The sequence below is a fragment of the Alteromonas marina genome (genome assembly GCF_000808575.1).
In the GTDB taxonomy this organism is placed as follows: Bacteria; Pseudomonadota; Gammaproteobacteria; order Enterobacterales; family Alteromonadaceae; genus Alteromonas; species Alteromonas marina_A.
The window spans coordinates 364,671-381,614 of record NZ_JWLW01000012.1 but is presented as its reverse complement, the minus strand read 5'-3'; the positions used below and the strand labels follow the sequence as shown (position 1 = coordinate 381,614).

The window sequence follows — 16,944 nt, the reverse complement described above, 5'->3', positions numbered from 1 at the left end:
AGAAAACCCAGAAATAGGGGGTGTAAGCAAGCTTGCCTATTGTCTCTTAAAGCAATGGCCTCTCTTTTTTTCTTGTGAGCGTGCTGAAGTGGGTAAACCATCATTATGGAATACCCACTTTTAGTTTACTCACTGCATAAAAAAGTTCTTGTATTGTTCTCTTAGCTCTACTTTGCGAATTTTCCCTGTACTTGTCATAGGTAGTGCGTCGCAAATAAATATATGTTTGGGTACTTCAAACTTGCCAAGCTTCTCCTTACAAAATGCATTGATGGCTGGCAACATCTCTTGTGTTAAGTCATTACCCACTATGCATGCGCAAACCGCTTCACCCCAGTGAGGATGAGGCACTCCTATAGCAGCTGCAGCTTCTATTTCTTTCATTAAGCAAAGCGTTTGCTCTACTTTTTGAGATGACACATTTTCTCCTCCAGACTTAATGGTATCTTTTACCCTATCGATAAACATTAGTTGGCCTTTACTATCGATAAATCCTAAGTCACCCGTGTGGTGCCAACCAAATTTATATGCGGCTTTGCTGGCGTCTTTATTTTTATAATATCCATTCATAACTTGCGGGCCTCGCCACACTATTTCACCTGTTTCGCCCTGTTCCACTTCTACACCTTCCTCATTTATTACGGCTTGCTCGTTAAAACACAGGGGAACACCCCAGTAGTTACCCTCTGCAAATTCAGTTTCACATCCGTCTTTGAACAAACTAGAAACAGGGTTAAATTCTGTTTGCCCACTGCCTAAGTGGACTTTGCAGCCAAAAGCATCGCGAATTTGCTGACGATTCTGCTCACTCATTGGCGCCATACCGTAAATGGCTAATTTAAAGTCGCTAAGATTTCGTTCGTGAAAGTTATCTGTTGCCATTAATGCATTCCACATCATAGGTAAAAGCACAGACGTTTCTATTTTCTCACTTTCTAAGCTGTTCGCTATTTGGATGGGATCGAATGTAGCGTGAAGCGTACAGCATCCACTTCTTAAAAACGTAGGGTAGAGTATTGAAAGGGCGGTACAGTGAAATAGCGGAAGAACGAGTAACATTTTGCACTGTGCGCTTAGTTCTAGTTCTATTGCCGCAGTAAGTGCTGCAATGGTTAGTGAAAGGTGAGATGTTTCAACCGCTTTGGGTTTTGAGGTGGTCCCAGACGTGTAAATCATGTGGGCTGTGTCTCTGTCGTTTATTATCCTGTCTTCAATTTCTGTGTCGCTATGCTCTTTGATAAAGGGCTCAAATGCGAACGTTGCCTTGCCCTTATCTTGGCCTAACTGAATGGTGAAATGTATGTCGTCATTATTATTAGTGCTTGCAAACACAAGATCTGAGAGTAGAGGGTCGAAAACGACTACTTTGGAACCGCTGTGTTCAATATTAAAGGTCACGTCGGCAACGCTTTGCATAAAGTTAATAGGCACCGCAATAACGCCCAGTTTGTAGCAGGCGAAGTAAGTAACAACAACATCTATCTGGTTTACCGCTAATATCGCCAGCTTGTCGCCTTGTTTAATGCCTTCACGCATCAGCGAATTGGCTAATTTATTAACTTTTTTATTGAGCTCGTTATAGGTTACGGTGCGGCGTTCATTGTGATAAAAGTCGACTAGTGCAGGCAAACTGCCGCTATCTCGTGCGCGCCTGCGCAATAAATCTCCCATGGCTACGCGTTCTACCAGGTTTCTCTCTAATTGTTGTGTTCTCATGCTTGTGTCCTTGTCGTTAACGCAAAACCTCAGGTGTAATGCTTCTGTGGAAGCCATCCCACGTTTCGCTGGCAGGCTGGTGAAGGTTCTGCAAAGGGAAGAGTGCTGGAACCGACCCCATGCTGGCACCACCGTCTACAAATAGTGTTTGCCCAGTGATGAAGTTCGCTCCCTTGCTTAGTAGAAAGCACACCGTAGAAGCGATTTCAGCTTCGCTGGCAATTCGTCCTAGCGGAACCGCGTGCTTTAGGTTTTGAATAGCGTGTTTCATATCTTCGGGGTAGGTGTCTAGCCCTGACGATGCTACCCACCCAGGCGCAATAGCATTGACCCTAACGCCAAATGAACCCCATTCCCACGCCGCCGTTTTAGTGAGGTTTTCAACGCCTGCTCGAGCGGCACCAGAATGCCCCATACCCGGCATGCCATTTTTGTTGTCAGCGGTAATGTTGACAATATTGCCGCCATGATTTTTAAAGTGCTTATTGAATAGGGCTTTCGCCATTAGAAAGCCACCAATTAAATTAGTTTGAATAACGCGTTCAAAACCGTTTTGGGATATGTGCGAGAGTGGGGCGCGAAACTGACCGCCCGCCATGTTTACCAACCCGTGCACGCGTTTATGCTTCTCAAGCAATGCGTTTACGGTGTGTGATACGTCTTCTTCATTACGTATATCGAGCGTGTAATAACAGGCTGTGCCTCCATCGCTTTTGATTTCTGCAGTGGTGTTTACAAGCTTATCTTCACTTCGGCCAATCAAAATAACGGTTGCACCTAATGAGGCAAGTTCATGGGCAGTACATCGTCCTATACCGCTGCCTCCTCCGGTTATAACAATCGTTTGCTTTAAAAAGCTTCCTGCTGCTAACGTTGATTGATATGGCATTCACTCACCTTTGTGTTTGGTAAAAGGGATCAATGACACTGGCACGTTAATAGGCATGGTTAATAACGTTTGCGCTGCTGATTTGCCCTGGCTATCAGTGCGAAGAGATGCGGTGCCGCCGCCTCCTAATGCATCAGTGAGTAAAAAATTGAAGCTGTTAATGCCAGGTAGGGCATACCGAGACACACTTCCTTTTACTGAATAAGCAAAAAATTGCTTCACCATATCTGCAGTTAGAGCCCGATTTAAGAAGGGAAATAGCTTTGGATGTCGCGCGATCACCCCAATGTTTAAGTTGTTACCTTTGTCGCCGCTTCGGGCACACACCAACTCAACTAATGGAAGAGAGACTGAGTGCTCATTTTCAAGCTGTACTTCTTGAGTCGGTTCAGAACGACATGCTTCTTTCTGAGATTGAATGGGAGCAGCGTCAGTTTGGTAAGTAGTGTGCGCCACAATGACGTCATTTTTTTGAATACTAACCGAAACCTTATTTTTGTTGATTAAAAACGAGTGCACCCGAATAAGAGGTTGTGGCTTTGGGCGACCAGCGCCAAATCCCGCCATACCAGGCGCAGCCGATGTAGCCAAATACGCCATTTCACTGGCACAAAAATAAAGGGCTTTGGTATCACTGTGATGAAGTGTGAATTTGGCTATTACCTCTCGTGTATGTTCTGCATTAGCATGGGGGCCAAAGGTTGCTTCGCTGCCTAGTATCTCAATACAGGTGTCTTTAAAGGGCGGCATACCTCTTTCTTTGAGCGCGCGTCCGGTTCGGGCCACTAGCGCATGAATATTGGTAAGCGCTTTTTGTTTTGCGTTAAAACCTGCAATAAAAAAAGCGCCAGTAAGTTTATAGCCGTCTATGTAGGTTGCACATACCTTGTAGTCGTTACCAGGCGCTTTGCCTTTTGCACCACACACACGCACGGCGTTGCTATGCGTTTGCTCTAAAGATACGTGGGTAAAGTCGCAACAAACATCGGGTAGAAGATAATTCGCAGGGTCGCCAATTTCATAGAGCAGTTGCTCGGCCACTGTGAAGTTTGTTACCAGACCACCTGTGTTTGGTGGGATCACAATAGTAAACTCGCCGCTTGGTTCAACCTCGGCAATGGGGTAGCTCATGTTTGAAAAGTCAGGCACTTGCTCCCAATCGGTAAAATTTCCCCCAGTGCACTGAGCACCGCATTCGAGCAAATGTCCTGCAAGCGAACCTTGCGCGAGCGCGTTGTAATCGTCATAGCTCCATGAAAACTCATGCATTAAGGGCCCAAGCACGAGCGCGCTGTCTACCACTCTACCTGTAATCACAATATCGGCACCGGCGGCTAACGCATCGGCAATTGGCTGTGCGCCTAAATACGCATTCATCGATGCAAGTGTATTGGGTAATTCATTGCCATTATCAAGGTCATGGGTGTTAGTTTCAGCCACGATTTCATTGCGCATATCGTTAAGCAAGTTATCACCGTACACGCCTACAATATTCAAATTTAGGTTGAGCTGTGCACACAGCGCATTAAGCGATTCTATACAGGCCGGCACGTTTACTCCCCCCGCATTTGCAATCACTTTTATGCCTTTTTGTGCACAGTCTTGCAGTACGTCTCTCATGGCCACAGTTACAAAGTCGACGGCATAGCCTAGCTTTTCATTCTTTGCTTTGGCTTGCGATAAAATGGCCATTGTTACTTCGGCTAGGTAATCAAAAACAAGGTAATCTATGTCACCTTTTTCAACTAGCTGCCTTGCAGAAAGCTGGCTGTCACCATAAAACGCAGAAGCACCGCCTATACGAACCTTATTTTTGTTCATGGATGACCTCATCGGCTTGAAGTATGGTGGCTATGGTTTGTTTAGATTTAACCTGATCGCCAGCTGTAATTGGAGAGAGGTGAACCGTACCTTTTATGGCTGCTTTAAGGGGGTGTTCCATTTTCATCGCTTCCATAATGGCCACCGTATCGCCTGCATTAACGGTATCACCTTGCTCTACAAGTAAAGCAACGATGACACCATCCATCACGGCATTCACTTGCGCTGTGCCCTGTGTTTTTTTGCTATCAACTTTGCTGTGCGTCACGCAGCTAAACATGAAGTGACCTGTGCCATCGTCAATAAATAACGTGTTACCGTTCGCAGCGTATGAGGCCGTGCTTCGCAACTTATCTGCTTCTACCACCAGACTTTGCGGCGTTAAGTCTAATAAGGTAAGTGTTACTTCTGTTTTAGTACCTGTATCGCAGATTCGATAGTGATCAGTGAAAGGCGTAACAGTCATTGATACGGTGACATCGTTGCAAGTAATAATGATGGGGTAAGCAAAGCCCATGGAGTGTTGCCAAGTGGGTGTGAGCTTATTCAATGCATTATCATGAACCAATGTACTGGCATGTTTGTTTTGCGTTAACGCAAACAGCAGTGCAGCTTTCGCTAATATTGAAAACGATGGCGAGAGGCTGCCTTTCATGTCCTCGTGTTGTGCGTGTTGCTCAATAAATGCCGTTGTTACATCGTTTCCCAAGAACGCTGGGCTTTGCACAAGATTTTGTAAAAAGTGTTTATTGGTATTTATTCCAATTATCTGTGTTTCGCGAAGCGCTCTTGCCATTTTTCTAACTGCGCTCGCTCTGCTTTCAGCTTTAACAATTATCTTGGCAAGCATTGGATCGTAATGACTGCTTACTTCCAAGTTCTGATAAACGCCGTGGTCGGTTCTAGCGTTCGTGGCAGGTTTCCATACTTTTACCTTCCCGGTTTGCGGCATGAAGTTTTGGCGCGGCTCTTCAGCGTAAAGGCGCACTTCAATGGCGTGACCGCTTATTTGAATGTCTTCTTGTGTGAAGGGAAGCGATTCTTCACAGGCTACTCGCAGTTGCCATTCAACTAAATCTAGTCCCGTCACTAACTCTGTAACCGGGTGTTCTACCTGCAAGCGCGTGTTCATTTCTAAAAAGTAAAATTGCTTGTCGCTATCAACTAGAAATTCTACCGTGCCTGCACCACAGTAGTTACAAGCCTTTGCAGCAGCCACAGCCGCCTCTCCCATGCGTTTGCGTAATTGCTCATCCACAAATGGCGACGGGGCTTCTTCAATCACCTTTTGATGCCGGCGTTGAATTGAGCAGTCTCTCTCTCCTAAATAAAGCGTGTTGCCGCAGCCGTCTGCAAAAATTTGAATTTCTATATGCCGAGGCCCAATTAACGCACGCTCTAAAATAAGTTCGTCATTTCCAAATCCGTTTAAGGCCTCAGATCGAGCCGTAGAAATATGAGCTGCCAAATCACTGGCTTCATGCACTAAACGCATACCTTTGCCGCCACCACCAGCGCTGGCTTTCACCATTAAAGGAAAGCCAATGTTTTTGGCACTTTCTATGAGTGCAGCATCACTTTGGTCGCCGCCTTCATAGCCTGGAATACAGGGAACATTAGCCTGAAGCATGGCTATTTTTGATAAGCGCTTGCTACCCATCAAGGCTATGGCGTCTGCGTTTGGGCCAATAAAGGTTAAGCCAGCGTCTTCACATGCACGTGCGAAGTCAGCGTTTTCTGATAAAAAGCCATACCCAGGGTGGATAGCGTCTGCCTGTGTTTGAATTGCAGCGTTTATCACTTTTTCACTGTGAAGATACGACGATGTAGGATCGGCGGGGCCAACGAAAACAGCTTCATCAGCCTGCTGTACGTGCAGCGCGTTGCGGTCAGCCTCGCTATAAATAGCAACGGTAAAAAAGCCCAGTTTGTGTGCGGTTCGAATAATGCGACAGGCTATTTCGCCGCGATTAGCAATAAGTATTTTTTGAATGCTTTTCGTCATAATGTGTTCACTCACACCAAGAAGGTTTGCGTTTTTGAATGAAGGCTTGGGTTCCTTCTACCCCTTCTTCAGACGTCAGTGACTTAACAAACGCCGTAGCAGCGCCGTCAAGAATCTGTTCAAGCGGCGTGTTATTTAATCCTAATAACAAACGCTTGGTATTTGAGTTTGCTTGCGGTGCGCATTGTTTTATTCGGGCAATCTCTTTGTTCACTTGTTCGGAAATGGCGTTTGTTTGACAAATTCCGTGCACTAAACCCAAGCGCAATGCTTGTTCGGCATTTAGCTTTTCACCAGTAAGTGCCAATCTTTTTGTTTGATCGATCCCAATGCGGCTAGCCACAAATGGCGCTATTTGCGCGGGAATAACACCTAACCCTGTTTCAGGAAGTGCGAAAAAGGCGCTGTCGCAGGCAATGGTTATATCTGCTACACAAGCTAAGCCAAAACCGCCGCCAAGTACCGCGCCTTCAACCACAGCAATGACTGGCGTGGCAGAGTGTTTTACTTGAGTAATCATGCGGCCGAAACTACGATTGAAGTGCCAAATAGTGTCTTCTCGTTCCGATTCACTTAACGACGATAAATGCATGTCAGAAATATCGCCGCCAGCGCAAAAGTTGCCATGGCTTCCCTGTATTACGACGACCCGTAAATTATTCATATATTCAACGCGTTCAAAACACTGCATAACCTCTTCAACCAATGTTAAATTCATGGCATTTTTCTTATGCGGGCGGTTAAATTGAATGTGCAATACGTTGTCAGTAAGCCGTGCGGTAATTTCTTTGAATACCATTGATTCTAAGTGGGGCATCCTGATGTCCTCTTTAGTCAAATTGAGGCTTATAGCCTGCCTACGCCAAAGCTAGTAGGGTGAAGTTGCTTCGTTTTAGCGTGCTGGCAAATAGAAAGCACGAAAGCAACAATAGAGCGGGTATCTCTTGGATCTATAATGCCGTCATCCCACAAGCGAGCAGAATTAGCGAGGGCACGTGATTTAGCATCCATCACAGAGACGGTATGTTGTTCCAGTGCGGTGAGCTTTTCCTCATCTACGCTGCCACTTCGCATCATTTTGGCGTGAGCAACAGTGCGCAGCACGCTACCAGCTTGGGCGGGGCCCATCACGGCGACCACTGAGCGGGGCCATGAAAACATAAAGTCAGGCTCAATACCCCGTCCAGCCATGGCGTAGTTCCCTGCGCCAAATGAACCTGCCAGTACGATGCTTATCTTAGGAACAGTAGCATTGGTAACTGCTTGAATGAGTTTGGCGCCGTGCTTAATGATGCCTGCGCGTTCAGACTCTGTGCCCACCAAGAAGCCGGTGGTGTTGTGTAAAAACAACAAAGGAGTGCCAGCTTGTTCACACAACTGGATAAATTGTGCTGCTTTCGCTGCGCCTTTCGCGGTAATAGGCGCATTATTGCCTATAACGCCACAGGGCTGCCCTTCAATGGCAATGTATCCGCACACGGTGCCCATATCAAACTCGGGTTTAACGTCAACAAAATCCGATTTATCAGCGATACGGGCAATGACTTCGCGCACATCAAATGGAGTCTTGGCGTCTTTAGGAACGATGCCAAGTAACTCATCTGAAGTATAAACAGGGGCAACATCGCTAGGTGTAGTAGCTTCGGAAAAATCTTTATTCCAGCTCAGCATTTGCGTAACTTCACGGGCAATGCGAATACCATCGGCATCGCTTTGAGCAATGAAATCTGCTACGCCAGAAACCTCACTGTGCATCTCTGCGCCACCTATTTCTTCGTCAGTGGCTATTTCCCCTGTTGCGGCTTTTAATAAAGGCGGGCCTGCAAGGTACACCGTAGATTGATTGCGTATCATGATTACATAGTCTGACAGTCCTGGCTGATACGCACCGCCTGCTGTGGCACTGCCATGCACAACCGTTATTTGCGGAATACCTGCGGCCGACAAGCGAGCCTGCATAGCGAAACCTGCAGCAGAGAACCCAAACCAATCACCTAGCGAAGTAAGGTCGCCGCCACCGCTTTGTGATAACGCTATTACTGGTAATTTTTGCTGAAGGGCAATGTGATACAAGCGCAGCCGCTTTTTGCTACCAAGTTCGGTTATGCTGCCACCTTTAGTGAGATAGTCGTCAACCATAACGATACAGCGAGTGTTAGCGACATAACCAATGCCAGCTATTACTCCGCCACCGGCAGCACTGCCGTCTTTGTCGCCTTCTTGCAGATAACCACATAATGTCGAAAGGGGAAGAAACGGCATGTTGGGGTCAAGCAATAAGGCGAGTCGATTGCGTGGTGACAGTAGCCCTTTTTCTTCGTAACGCGGTGCTTTTTCTTGCGCGTTTTGAATGACGTTTTGCTCGATAGTGCGAAATTCGGCAACGGCGTCTTCCATTGCGGCGTAATTGTTACTAAACGATGTACTTTTAACATCGACATTAGAGTGAAGAATGGCCATGTCTTAGCTTCCTGCATGCGCGGTTTGATGTTCCGCAGTGTGATTAAACAATGGCGTTGTGGCCGCTTTATTGTATTCCCCTTCAAGTTGTTCTATCAGGCTATGTACTGATATCACTGAGCGAATTCCGCTTACGCCGTGTCCTGCGCTCCACATGTATTTCCAAGCGTTACTGCCGCCTAAGTCTAAGTCGACATTTTCTTTACCCTCAATCGACGCTAAGTCTACGCCAGCTCGAGTTATAGAGGGCTTTAAGAAGTGACATTTGACGCCAGTGAAGGTGTCAGTAAACACAAGATCGTTTACGTTGGCGTTAACCAACATGGTTTTGTAATCAGGGTCTACTTCGGCTTCGTTCGTTGCTATAAAGCGTGTGCCCATATAGCTGTAATTAGCGCCTAAAATCTCTGCGGCTCTAATACCGTAACCATCATTAATAGCGCCAGCAAGTACCAGTGGGCCTTGCCAAAACTCTCTCACTTCACGCAGAAGCGCGAAAGGGTTTACCTCTCCTGCGTGCCCGCCGGCACCTGCGGCAACTAAGATTAGGCCGTCTGCACCTGCTTCAATGGCTTTTCTCGCGTGGGCCACAGTTATTACGTCGTGAAAAACAATGCCCCCCCACTGATGGACTGCATCAATAACAGGTTTAGGATTACCTTGGCTGGTGATAACAAACGGAACTTTATGCTTTTTGACTATTTCGAAGTCGGCATGAAGGCGCTTGTTCGAGGCGTGCACCACCAGATTCACAGCGTATGGAGCCACTTTAGCTGCTGGGTTAGCCTGTTTTTCTTCATCTAAGGCTGCGGTGATGGTGGTCAACCATTCATCTAACGCTGCTTGAGTGCGAGTATTAAAGGCGGGAAAACTACCTACCACGCCATTTTTACATGCGTTAATCACTAAGTTTGGGCTAGAAACTAAAAACATGGGGGCGCAAATTACGGGTAGCCGCATATTTTTGTTCAGCATATCTTGAACTGTTTTCATCATAAAAATACGTCGCTATCTACGTTTCGGGAAAATGTCCATGTACTTTGCAATAATGCCGAGCATCATTTCGTCGCTTCCGCCAGCGATGGATAATATTCGGGTATCGCGATATGCACGCGCAACAGGGTTGTCCCACATAAAACCCATACCGCCCCAATACTGAAGGCAGCCATCGGTAACTTGTCGCCACAATCGGCCGCTTTTCAGTTTTGCAATTGACGCCAAGTAAGTAGCATCTTTTCCTTCAATATGATCCTGACAAGCCTGCCAAGTTAAAGCGCGCAGGGCCTCAATTTCACTTTGCAGTTCAGCTATTTTGAAATGGACGGCTTGGTTGTTGATAACAGGCTGACCAAATGTGTGTCGGTCTTTTGCCCACTCGATGGTGTCGCTTATAATGCGTTCCATTCCTTTCAGCGCACTAGCTGCTGCATACATGCGCTCTTCTTGGAATTGCATCATTTGCATAGTGAAGCCTTTGTTTTCATCTCCGATTAAAAAGCGCTTTGGAACGCGCACATCATCGAAGAAAATTTGGCCAGTGTCGCTGGCGCGCATCCCCAGTTTGTTTAACGGCTTTGAAATGGTTATGCCTGGGGTGTTAAGGGGGACGATAATTAATGATTTATTAGCATGCACTTGCCCGTCGCTTGTGTTTGCTAGCAGGCAAACCCAGTCTGCTTGGGTGGCATTCGTTATCCACATTTTCGTGCCGTTAATAATAAAGTCGTCACCATCTGTACGGGCTGTGGTTTTTAACCCTGCAACATCTGACCCCGCCCCTGGTTCACTCACTCCAATACATGCCACCATGTCGCCGGTAATAGCGGGCGCTAAAAATTCACGCTTTAGTTCATCACTGCCAAATCGGGCTAGGGCAGGGGTGGCCATATCGGTTTGAACGCCGATAGCCATAGGAATAGAGCCGCCATACGCTCGACCTATTTCTTCAGCAAATACCAGGTTATAACTGTAATCTAAGCCAGCGCCGCCGTAGGCCTCAGGCTTTTGAATACCTAAAAGGCCCAAATTCCCCATCTTTTTAAACAAGCTATGAAGGGGAGCAATGCCTTCGTGCTCCCATTCGTCAATGAACGGGTCCATCTCTTGATTTACAAAATCGTGAACGGTTTTTCTAAGCGCGTTGTGCTCTTCAGTAAATTGCATTTTTCTATCTCTACGAAATTGTGACTGACTTCATAGTAATTTTGTGAAAATAATGTTAACAGTGTGGGTTGGGACATTTGATTGGCCAATCGGGCCAAAGTGGCGAAATCAAAATAGCGAGCTTGAAAAGGGAAAGACCATGCTTAAACACGTAACCTTATATGCCAGCGAAAACACCATGGGGCTTAGCATGGGCTTAACCCATGACGTGCTAAAATTTGCGTCAGACCTTCAGCATAAACTGCTGGGAAACGCGATAACGGTAAAGCTAGTGACAATAGACGGTAATCCAACGACAACGTTTAGTGGCCTTGCGATTACCCCAGACTGCGCGTTGGCGGATATTGATGAGACTGATTTGGTAATACTGCACAGTGTGTGGGGTGACATGGAACCATTACTGGTACAGCAAGCCGCTCTATACCCAAAGCTAAGGCAGTGGCATGGCAAAGGTATTCCAATAATGGCGGCAGCCACCGGCGCTTTTTTTCTCGCACAGGCAGGGCTGCTAAACGAGAGAATGGGCACCACTCACTGGCATAAACAATCACACTTTGCGCGAGCTTTTCCCAAAGTGAACCTTAGATCTGATAGATTCATTACTGCCACGGGCGAACTGTATTGTTCTGCAGGGCTAAATGCTGCTTTAGAAATAATTGTTTTTCTAATATCGCGTTTGTCGTGCAAAGCTGTGGGGGAGGCTATAGAGCAGGCGTTTCTGGTCGACTTTCGCCGTGGTGTAACGTCAGAAGCAACGTCGCTCAACCACCAAACCTATCATCAAGACGACGATATTTTAAATATTCAGCAGTGGTTAGAGATACACTTTGCGGAAAAAGTGACTATTGGTGAAATGGCGGCGCGCATCAATATGACCGAACGCACCTTTAAACGCAGGTTTAAAGAGGCTACGGGGGAAACTCCCCTTGGTTACATTCAACAACTTAGAATAGAACAGGGTAAAGAGTTTCTTAAACACAGCGATAAGAGTGCAGAAGAAATTGCATGGGCAGTGGGCTATCAAGATCCCGGGCATTTCAATAGGCTTTTTAAACGAACTTTTGGAATGAATGTTTCATGCTGGCGAGATACTTATCAGCAAACAACAAATAGGCGTTAACGAAGTTTAGGGCGCTTGTTCAGTAATAAGCGTTAAGCGGTTAATACCCCTATTCAACATGCTGCTGCGTGCTACAATAGGTGTAGTGCAAACCACCTTAAAGCAGAGCCATTACCTTGAGTATATTAGTTCGAAACTTACCAAAGACGTTTACAAAAGAAGACCTTGAAGACTTGTTTTTCGAGTTTGGCACCATAGCGTCGTGCGACTTGGTGATGGATGAGGCTTCTGGCTTATCCAAAGGCTTTGGTTTCGTTGAAATGAGTACACAAGACGAAACCGACAACGCGATTGAAGCGCTCAATGCGAAAGTCATAAACGGTAAGAAAATTCGTGTTAAGTGGTCAAATCAAGAGAAGAAGCAGGCTGAAGCGATAGCCAGTGCGCCAGCGCCTAAAAGAGACATTCCCGAAGATGTATGGGGAAGTGCTTCTCGCAATAGCTCTGAGCGTGAAAACGACGCCGAGTAATACCGAGGGTACATAATTAACAAGCGCTGACAACGAAAGTTGTCAGCGCTAGACCTTCATTTAACCAGATACGGTTGCTGTTTGTACTTGAGTATTGCGAGCAGTCATAACAATGGCCAGCCACACCAGTACACCACCACCGGCAAGCGCTAGGCCTACCCAACCCGTTGATGTATAGCCATAACCCGCTGACAGTGTCATTCCTGCCAACCAGGGGCCAAGCGCATTAGCGGTGTTAAAAGCCGCATGGTTCATTGCGCCAGCTAGAGTCTGAGCCTCGCCAGCGACGTCCATAAGCCTTGTTTGCAGCGGCACCACCATGCCACCACCGATACCAATGAAAAACAGTGATACTGCCATTAAGTATGGATTCCCCATCGACGCGGCGTAAGCTGCAGCTGATAGACCCAGTAAAATCTGAAATGTAATCGCTGAAGTCAGTAGCCTGCCTTCAGAATAGCGGCCTGCAATAATGTTGCCCAAGGTTACACCTATGCCATAGATAAGCAATGTGACCGAGATCCCCCACTCAGGTGAAGAGGTTGTATTGAGGTAAGAGGCACTAAAGTAAGAATACACCGAGAACATGCCACCAAAGCCAATCGCGCCCATAAGTAGTACCAGCAGCACGTCTTTGTTTTTCAGAGCTTTAAGCTCGGTTAGCGGTTTGGCATCTGGATTAGGGCCGCGGTACGGTGCGGTTTTCCAAACCATTAACGCAGTCACTAACGCAAAGGCTGAAATAATAAAGAAGCCAGTTCGCCATCCGAACATTTGCCCAATACCGCTAATTGACGGCACACCAATAATATTGGCAATAGCCAAGCCTAAAATGACGTTACTGACCGCTTGCGCCCGTTTATTCTTACCGGCGATGTCTGCAGCAAAGAGCATGGCAATGCCGAAGTAAGCGCCATGAGGTAGGCCAGCAATAAAGCGCGCTATGTTCATTGTCCATTCTGACCACGCTAGTGCTGTTAGCAAGTTTCCGCCAGCATAGAATACCATCATTGAAATAAGCATGGTGCGTCTTGCAAGCCTGGAAAAAAAGACAGTGATAAGCGGCGCGCCCACTACAACACCAATGGCATAAGCACTAATTGCGTGACCAGCGACATTTTCAGTAATGCCAAAGTCTTCTGCAAAGTAAGGTAATAAACCCATTGCCGCAAATTCACTGCAACCAATCACAAAGGTTCCGAAAGCCAGCCAAAAGGTTATAGTGGCCAGTGAGTATTCACCCAACGCTGAGTGCTGCTCTGAATAGGCCTGCTTTGAAGAGGCTTGGTCAGAAAGAATCTTGTCAGTTTGATTCGTCATAAACGTCCTTTTGTTCATTGAGTTCAATCACGTACTTAGTGGCTGTTTTAGCGAGGGTCTGTTGAGCTTTGCTGTGCATTTTTACAATGTCTGTGTGTCATCAAAGATAAAAGACACTCAGCAGACTAGCGCTTTGATGAAACGCAAAAACCGGCTCAACGGAATGTTTGCCGGTTCTCTTCGAATAGTCGCCCTTATCATCGATAATATTTAGCAACCGTCGGTAATATTTAACAATGATCAACAGCCCACAGGTTCGTGCTTTTCGTATTCGTTTAATGCAAGAGATCGTAGCATCGCTCAGATAGCAAGTAACGGTAACTGATAAGGTTTCTTAATCAATTCAGCGATTTAAATGTAGTGCTTTTGTTAATAAATTACGTCGGACCTTTTGCGTTAGAAAGTCGAATGGGCGTTTAAGAAAATCGAAGATGACTGTTTTCTGTGCACAAATATTGGTTACCTTTTAGTTCATCCCTTTGTCATCTTTTAACATTTGTCACGTATTCCAGTCGTGGCGTGAGCACAACGCCGTATCCATACCCCCATTGAAAACAAACTTCTTGACTTTGAGGTGTTCTATATATAGAACGTTCTTTAAATGGAACAACATTGAGTTGGTAAGGTGTGAATCAATCAACGCTCAACATCCTCGGAAGGCATTTGCAGAAACTCAGGCAAGACAAAGGTGTCTCGCTGTCGCAATTGGCAGCAGGGGCAGGTATCGCTAAATCTAACCTTTCAAGATTAGAGCAGGGCAACGGCAACCCGACGCTAGACACCATTTGGCGGTTAGCTAAACAACTAGACGTTCCGTTCGGTCAGCTAGTTCAGCCTCTTAGCGCAAGCGTTGGAGAAAAGGGCGTAGAAGTTCGTTTAATTGAGCAAGGACAAGGTATCCCGAACGTTGATGCTTATTGGATGTCGGTTGCACCCAATACTTTTCGAGAGGCAGAAGCTCACGCCACAGGAACAGAAGAAACGATTACCGTTGTTAGCGGCTCTCTGGAAGCTGGGAATAGTGGAAATACTCAATGGCTGCATCCGGGTCAAAGTCTAGCATTTAACGCTGATTTGCCCCACGTATACAAAACGGGAGACGAGTGGGCGACATGTCTTATCACAATCGTTTATCACAAAGAGGCAAAGGAATGAGCCAACTTTCATCAAAAAGTGGACTTAAGCAAGGGGTTATTGACGGGTTACCTTTGTTAGGTGGTTACATTCCTGTAGCCATTTCATTTGGCGTGATCGCAGTTCAAGCCGGTTTTTCTACGCTGGAAGCCACGCTAATTTCCGTATTCATTTACGCAGGCGCGTCGCAGTTTCTTTTGGTAGCCATGGTGGCATCAGGTGCGCCACTTTGGCTAGCGGTTTGTATGACGTTATTAGTTAATGTGCGTCATGTGGTTTATGCGCCCAACTTGGTGCCTTATTTACCGCAAAGTAAAGCTTGGCCCTATTTAATGCACGGCCTTACTGACCAGATTTTTGCGCTAGCCCATACTCGCTTGCCGTTAATGGACGATGCTAAAAAGGTAGATTGGTTTAAAGGTGTATCGATGGTGGCGTGGCTTAGTTGGATCGTAGGGACGGTGCTTGGCGGTATCGCAGGAGACTCCCTTACCCAACAATGGCCAATATTAGACAGCGTGATGCCCTTTGCCTTACCCGCACTTTTCCTTGTGCTACTCGCGCCTAAATTCTCAAGTAAATTATGGAGCGCGACCTTGTTCGTTACAATGACGGCGGCTCTCTTCTTGGCTCTCAGCGCCTTTAAAAACGCTGCAATTCCACTGGCAGCACTATGCGGTGCGATAACCTTTTATCTTCTCACCTCGCACGTTGAAAGGAAGCAATCTCATGCACGTTGATATTTGGATAGCTATTGTTGTAGCGGCCATCGGAACATATGCATTGCGCGTAGTACCGTTGCTGTGGACTCAGCGTCACTTTAATAAACACAAGGCCAATAACACTGAGGCGCGTTTACCTACGTGGCTAAGCGTGTTAGGGCCGTTAATGATTGCCGCTATGCTAGGAGCGTCACTTATTCCAAAAGCACCGTCAGCGGCGAGTTGGATTGCAACCGCAATAGGCACTGTTGTCACTGTGCTTGTTTGGCGCAAATTCAAAAGCTTAGGGCTGCCAGTGTTTTGCGGCGTGCTTTCTTTTGGTGTGGCTTTTGGTATCGCTTTGGTTTAGCGTTGGGCGTAGATGTTAAGTTGCTGGGCTAAGACTTATTCTTACCCAAGGCTTTCTCGCCCCAAATTTCTTCCAAGCGCTGGTCACGCCCACAGTTCCATCGGTAGAACTTATAGCGAACGGGACTTTTTTTATAAAAATCTTGATGGCCAATTTCGTCGCCTTTTATCGGATAAAAGGTAGAAGCATCGAGTATGGGCGTTACCACCTTTTTATTGGGAAATTGGGCTACCACGTCAGCTTTTGTTTTTTCTGCTATAGCACGTTCTTTATCGTTTGCTACAAAGATGGCGCTTAAGTAACTGGGTCCCTTATCACAAAACTGACCTCGGTCATCGAAAGGGTCAATGTTCACCCAAAAATGATCGAGAATATCATTATAAGAAAGCATATCGCCGTCGTAGGTGATCTTTACCGCCTCAAAGTGTCCCTTGTGATTGCCATTATAAGTCGGATTTGGCGCGCTTCCGCCAGTGAACCCCGACACCACATCAGTAACCCCGTCTAGCTTTTCAAAATCAGACTCCATGCACCAAAAGCAGCCCCCAGCTAGTATGGCCTCGTCGGCACTTGTTGATGGCGTAAAAACCGAAGCGCTCAACGCTGTGCTAATAAAAACTGCAGAAAGTGTTAATTTCATCATTCACCTTTTATGTGTTGGTTTGACGTTGTAGCGACCTTCGCGTTTAATTCGTCAGACCCCAGCCTGCGAAGATATACGGTTAACAAATAAAGAACGGTTTAAGCTGAAATTAATTTCATCGCGGTGCAGCGA

The 16,944-nt window shown here is 46.4% G+C and carries 15 protein-coding genes; 5 read left to right on the top strand and 10 right to left on the bottom strand.

Translation table 11 applies throughout. From position 1 onward, the window contains the following. Positions 1-129: 129 nt before the first annotated feature. From RJ41_RS07275 to RJ41_RS07240, 8 genes are read right to left on the bottom strand one after another with little or no spacing between them, the layout of a single operon-like run. Positions 130-1,716 (bottom strand): class I adenylate-forming enzyme family protein, encoded by a 1,587-nt coding sequence (locus tag RJ41_RS07275; RefSeq protein WP_039218770.1) that lies wholly within the window; start codon positions 1,714-1,716, stop codon positions 130-132. A 16-nt stretch (positions 1,717-1,732) separates the two neighbouring features. Then, positions 1,733-2,605, bottom strand: coding sequence for an SDR family oxidoreductase (locus tag RJ41_RS07270; RefSeq protein WP_039218768.1), 873 nt, complete (start codon positions 2,603-2,605; stop codon positions 1,733-1,735). Further along, positions 2,606-4,426, bottom strand: coding sequence for an acyclic terpene utilization AtuA family protein (locus RJ41_RS07265; RefSeq protein ID WP_052235422.1), 1,821 nt, complete (start codon positions 4,424-4,426; stop codon positions 2,606-2,608). It lies immediately after the preceding gene. Further along, positions 4,413-6,431 carry an acetyl/propionyl/methylcrotonyl-CoA carboxylase subunit alpha gene (locus RJ41_RS07260; protein WP_039219182.1) on the bottom strand — a complete coding sequence of 673 codons (2,019 nt, stop codon included), beginning with the start codon at positions 6,429-6,431 and terminating at the stop codon, positions 4,413-4,415. The genes RJ41_RS07265 and RJ41_RS07260 overlap by 14 nt, the downstream gene beginning before the upstream one ends. 7 nt (positions 6,432-6,438) lie before the next feature. Beyond that, positions 6,439-7,248 (bottom strand): enoyl-CoA hydratase/isomerase family protein, encoded by an 810-nt coding sequence (locus RJ41_RS07255; protein WP_039218763.1) that lies wholly within the window; start codon positions 7,246-7,248, stop codon positions 6,439-6,441. Between the two features lie 29 nt (positions 7,249-7,277). Further along, on the bottom strand, positions 7,278-8,891 hold the full coding sequence (locus RJ41_RS07250) for an acyl-CoA carboxylase subunit beta (protein ID WP_039218761.1): 1,614 nt from the start codon (positions 8,889-8,891) through the stop codon (positions 7,278-7,280). A 3-nt stretch (positions 8,892-8,894) separates the two neighbouring features. After that, a complete protein-coding gene (locus tag RJ41_RS07245) occupies positions 8,895-9,884 on the bottom strand; it encodes an NAD(P)H-dependent flavin oxidoreductase (protein WP_039219180.1) in 990 nt (329 codons plus the stop codon). A gap of 15 nt (positions 9,885-9,899) precedes the next feature. Next, positions 9,900-11,054 carry an acyl-CoA dehydrogenase family protein gene (locus RJ41_RS07240; RefSeq protein WP_039218759.1) on the bottom strand — a complete coding sequence of 385 codons (1,155 nt, stop codon included), beginning with the start codon at positions 11,052-11,054 and terminating at the stop codon, positions 9,900-9,902. A 139-nt stretch (positions 11,055-11,193) separates the two neighbouring features. Between RJ41_RS07240 and RJ41_RS07235 the strand changes: the two genes are divergently transcribed. Next, positions 11,194-12,174, top strand: a complete 981-nt coding sequence (locus RJ41_RS07235) for a GlxA family transcriptional regulator (protein WP_039219177.1) — start codon at positions 11,194-11,196, stop codon at positions 12,172-12,174. A gap of 116 nt (positions 12,175-12,290) precedes the next feature. After that, entirely contained in the window at positions 12,291-12,644 is a 354-nt protein-coding gene (locus tag RJ41_RS07230) for an RNA recognition motif domain-containing protein (RefSeq protein WP_039218757.1), read from the top strand. 60 nt (positions 12,645-12,704) lie between these two features. On the opposite strand, the gene RJ41_RS07225 is transcribed toward RJ41_RS07230, so the two are convergent. Then, positions 12,705-13,964, bottom strand: a complete 1,260-nt coding sequence (locus RJ41_RS07225) for an MFS transporter (RefSeq protein WP_039218756.1) — start codon at positions 13,962-13,964, stop codon at positions 12,705-12,707. A 663-nt stretch (positions 13,965-14,627) separates the two neighbouring features. On the opposite strand from RJ41_RS07225, the gene RJ41_RS07220 reads away from it, so the two are divergent. From RJ41_RS07220 to RJ41_RS07210, 3 genes are read left to right on the top strand one after another with little or no spacing between them, the layout of a single operon-like run. After that, positions 14,628-15,119 carry a helix-turn-helix domain-containing protein gene (locus RJ41_RS07220; protein ID WP_080589203.1) on the top strand — a complete coding sequence of 164 codons (492 nt, stop codon included), beginning with the start codon at positions 14,628-14,630 and terminating at the stop codon, positions 15,117-15,119. Next, positions 15,116-15,838, top strand: a complete 723-nt coding sequence (locus RJ41_RS07215) for an AzlC family ABC transporter permease (protein WP_039218755.1) — start codon at positions 15,116-15,118, stop codon at positions 15,836-15,838. The genes RJ41_RS07220 and RJ41_RS07215 overlap by 4 nt, the downstream gene beginning before the upstream one ends. Further along, complete coding sequence (locus tag RJ41_RS07210) at positions 15,828-16,169, top strand: AzlD domain-containing protein (RefSeq protein ID WP_014950476.1); 342 nt, start codon at positions 15,828-15,830, stop codon at positions 16,167-16,169. The genes RJ41_RS07215 and RJ41_RS07210 overlap by 11 nt, the downstream gene beginning before the upstream one ends. A 28-nt stretch (positions 16,170-16,197) precedes the next feature. Here the strand turns inward: RJ41_RS07210 and msrA are convergent, their stop codons facing one another. Further along, positions 16,198-16,809, bottom strand: a complete 612-nt coding sequence (gene msrA / locus RJ41_RS07205) for a peptide-methionine (S)-S-oxide reductase MsrA (protein WP_014950475.1) — start codon at positions 16,807-16,809, stop codon at positions 16,198-16,200. Positions 16,810-16,944 lie beyond the last annotated feature (135 nt).

Bases quoted from the DNA above. Each gene is read 5' to 3' on its own strand.
- RJ41_RS07275 (WP_039218770.1), bottom strand. From the start codon at position 1,716: ATGAGAACACAACAATTAGAGAGAAACCTGGTAGAACGCGTAGCCATG.
- RJ41_RS07270 (WP_039218768.1), bottom strand. From the start codon at position 2,605: ATGCCATATCAATCAACGTTAGCAGCAGGAAGCTTTTTAAAGCAAACG.
- RJ41_RS07265 (WP_052235422.1), bottom strand. From the start codon at position 4,426: ATGAACAAAAATAAGGTTCGTATAGGCGGTGCTTCTGCGTTTTATGGT.
- RJ41_RS07260 (WP_039219182.1), bottom strand. From the start codon at position 6,431: ATGACGAAAAGCATTCAAAAAATACTTATTGCTAATCGCGGCGAAATA.
- RJ41_RS07255 (WP_039218763.1), bottom strand. From the start codon at position 7,248: ATGCCCCACTTAGAATCAATGGTATTCAAAGAAATTACCGCACGGCTT.
- RJ41_RS07250 (WP_039218761.1), bottom strand. From the start codon at position 8,891: ATGGCCATTCTTCACTCTAATGTCGATGTTAAAAGTACATCGTTTAGT.
- RJ41_RS07245 (WP_039219180.1), bottom strand. From the start codon at position 9,884: ATGAAAACAGTTCAAGATATGCTGAACAAAAATATGCGGCTACCCGTA.
- RJ41_RS07240 (WP_039218759.1), bottom strand. From the start codon at position 11,054: ATGCAATTTACTGAAGAGCACAACGCGCTTAGAAAAACCGTTCACGAT.
- RJ41_RS07235 (WP_039219177.1), top strand. From the start codon at position 11,194: ATGCTTAAACACGTAACCTTATATGCCAGCGAAAACACCATGGGGCTT.
- RJ41_RS07225 (WP_039218756.1), bottom strand. From the start codon at position 13,964: ATGACGAATCAAACTGACAAGATTCTTTCTGACCAAGCCTCTTCAAAG.
- RJ41_RS07215 (WP_039218755.1), top strand. From the start codon at position 15,116: ATGAGCCAACTTTCATCAAAAAGTGGACTTAAGCAAGGGGTTATTGAC.
- RJ41_RS07210 (WP_014950476.1), top strand. From the start codon at position 15,828: ATGCACGTTGATATTTGGATAGCTATTGTTGTAGCGGCCATCGGAACA.
- msrA (WP_014950475.1), bottom strand. From the start codon at position 16,809: ATGAAATTAACACTTTCTGCAGTTTTTATTAGCACAGCGTTGAGCGCT.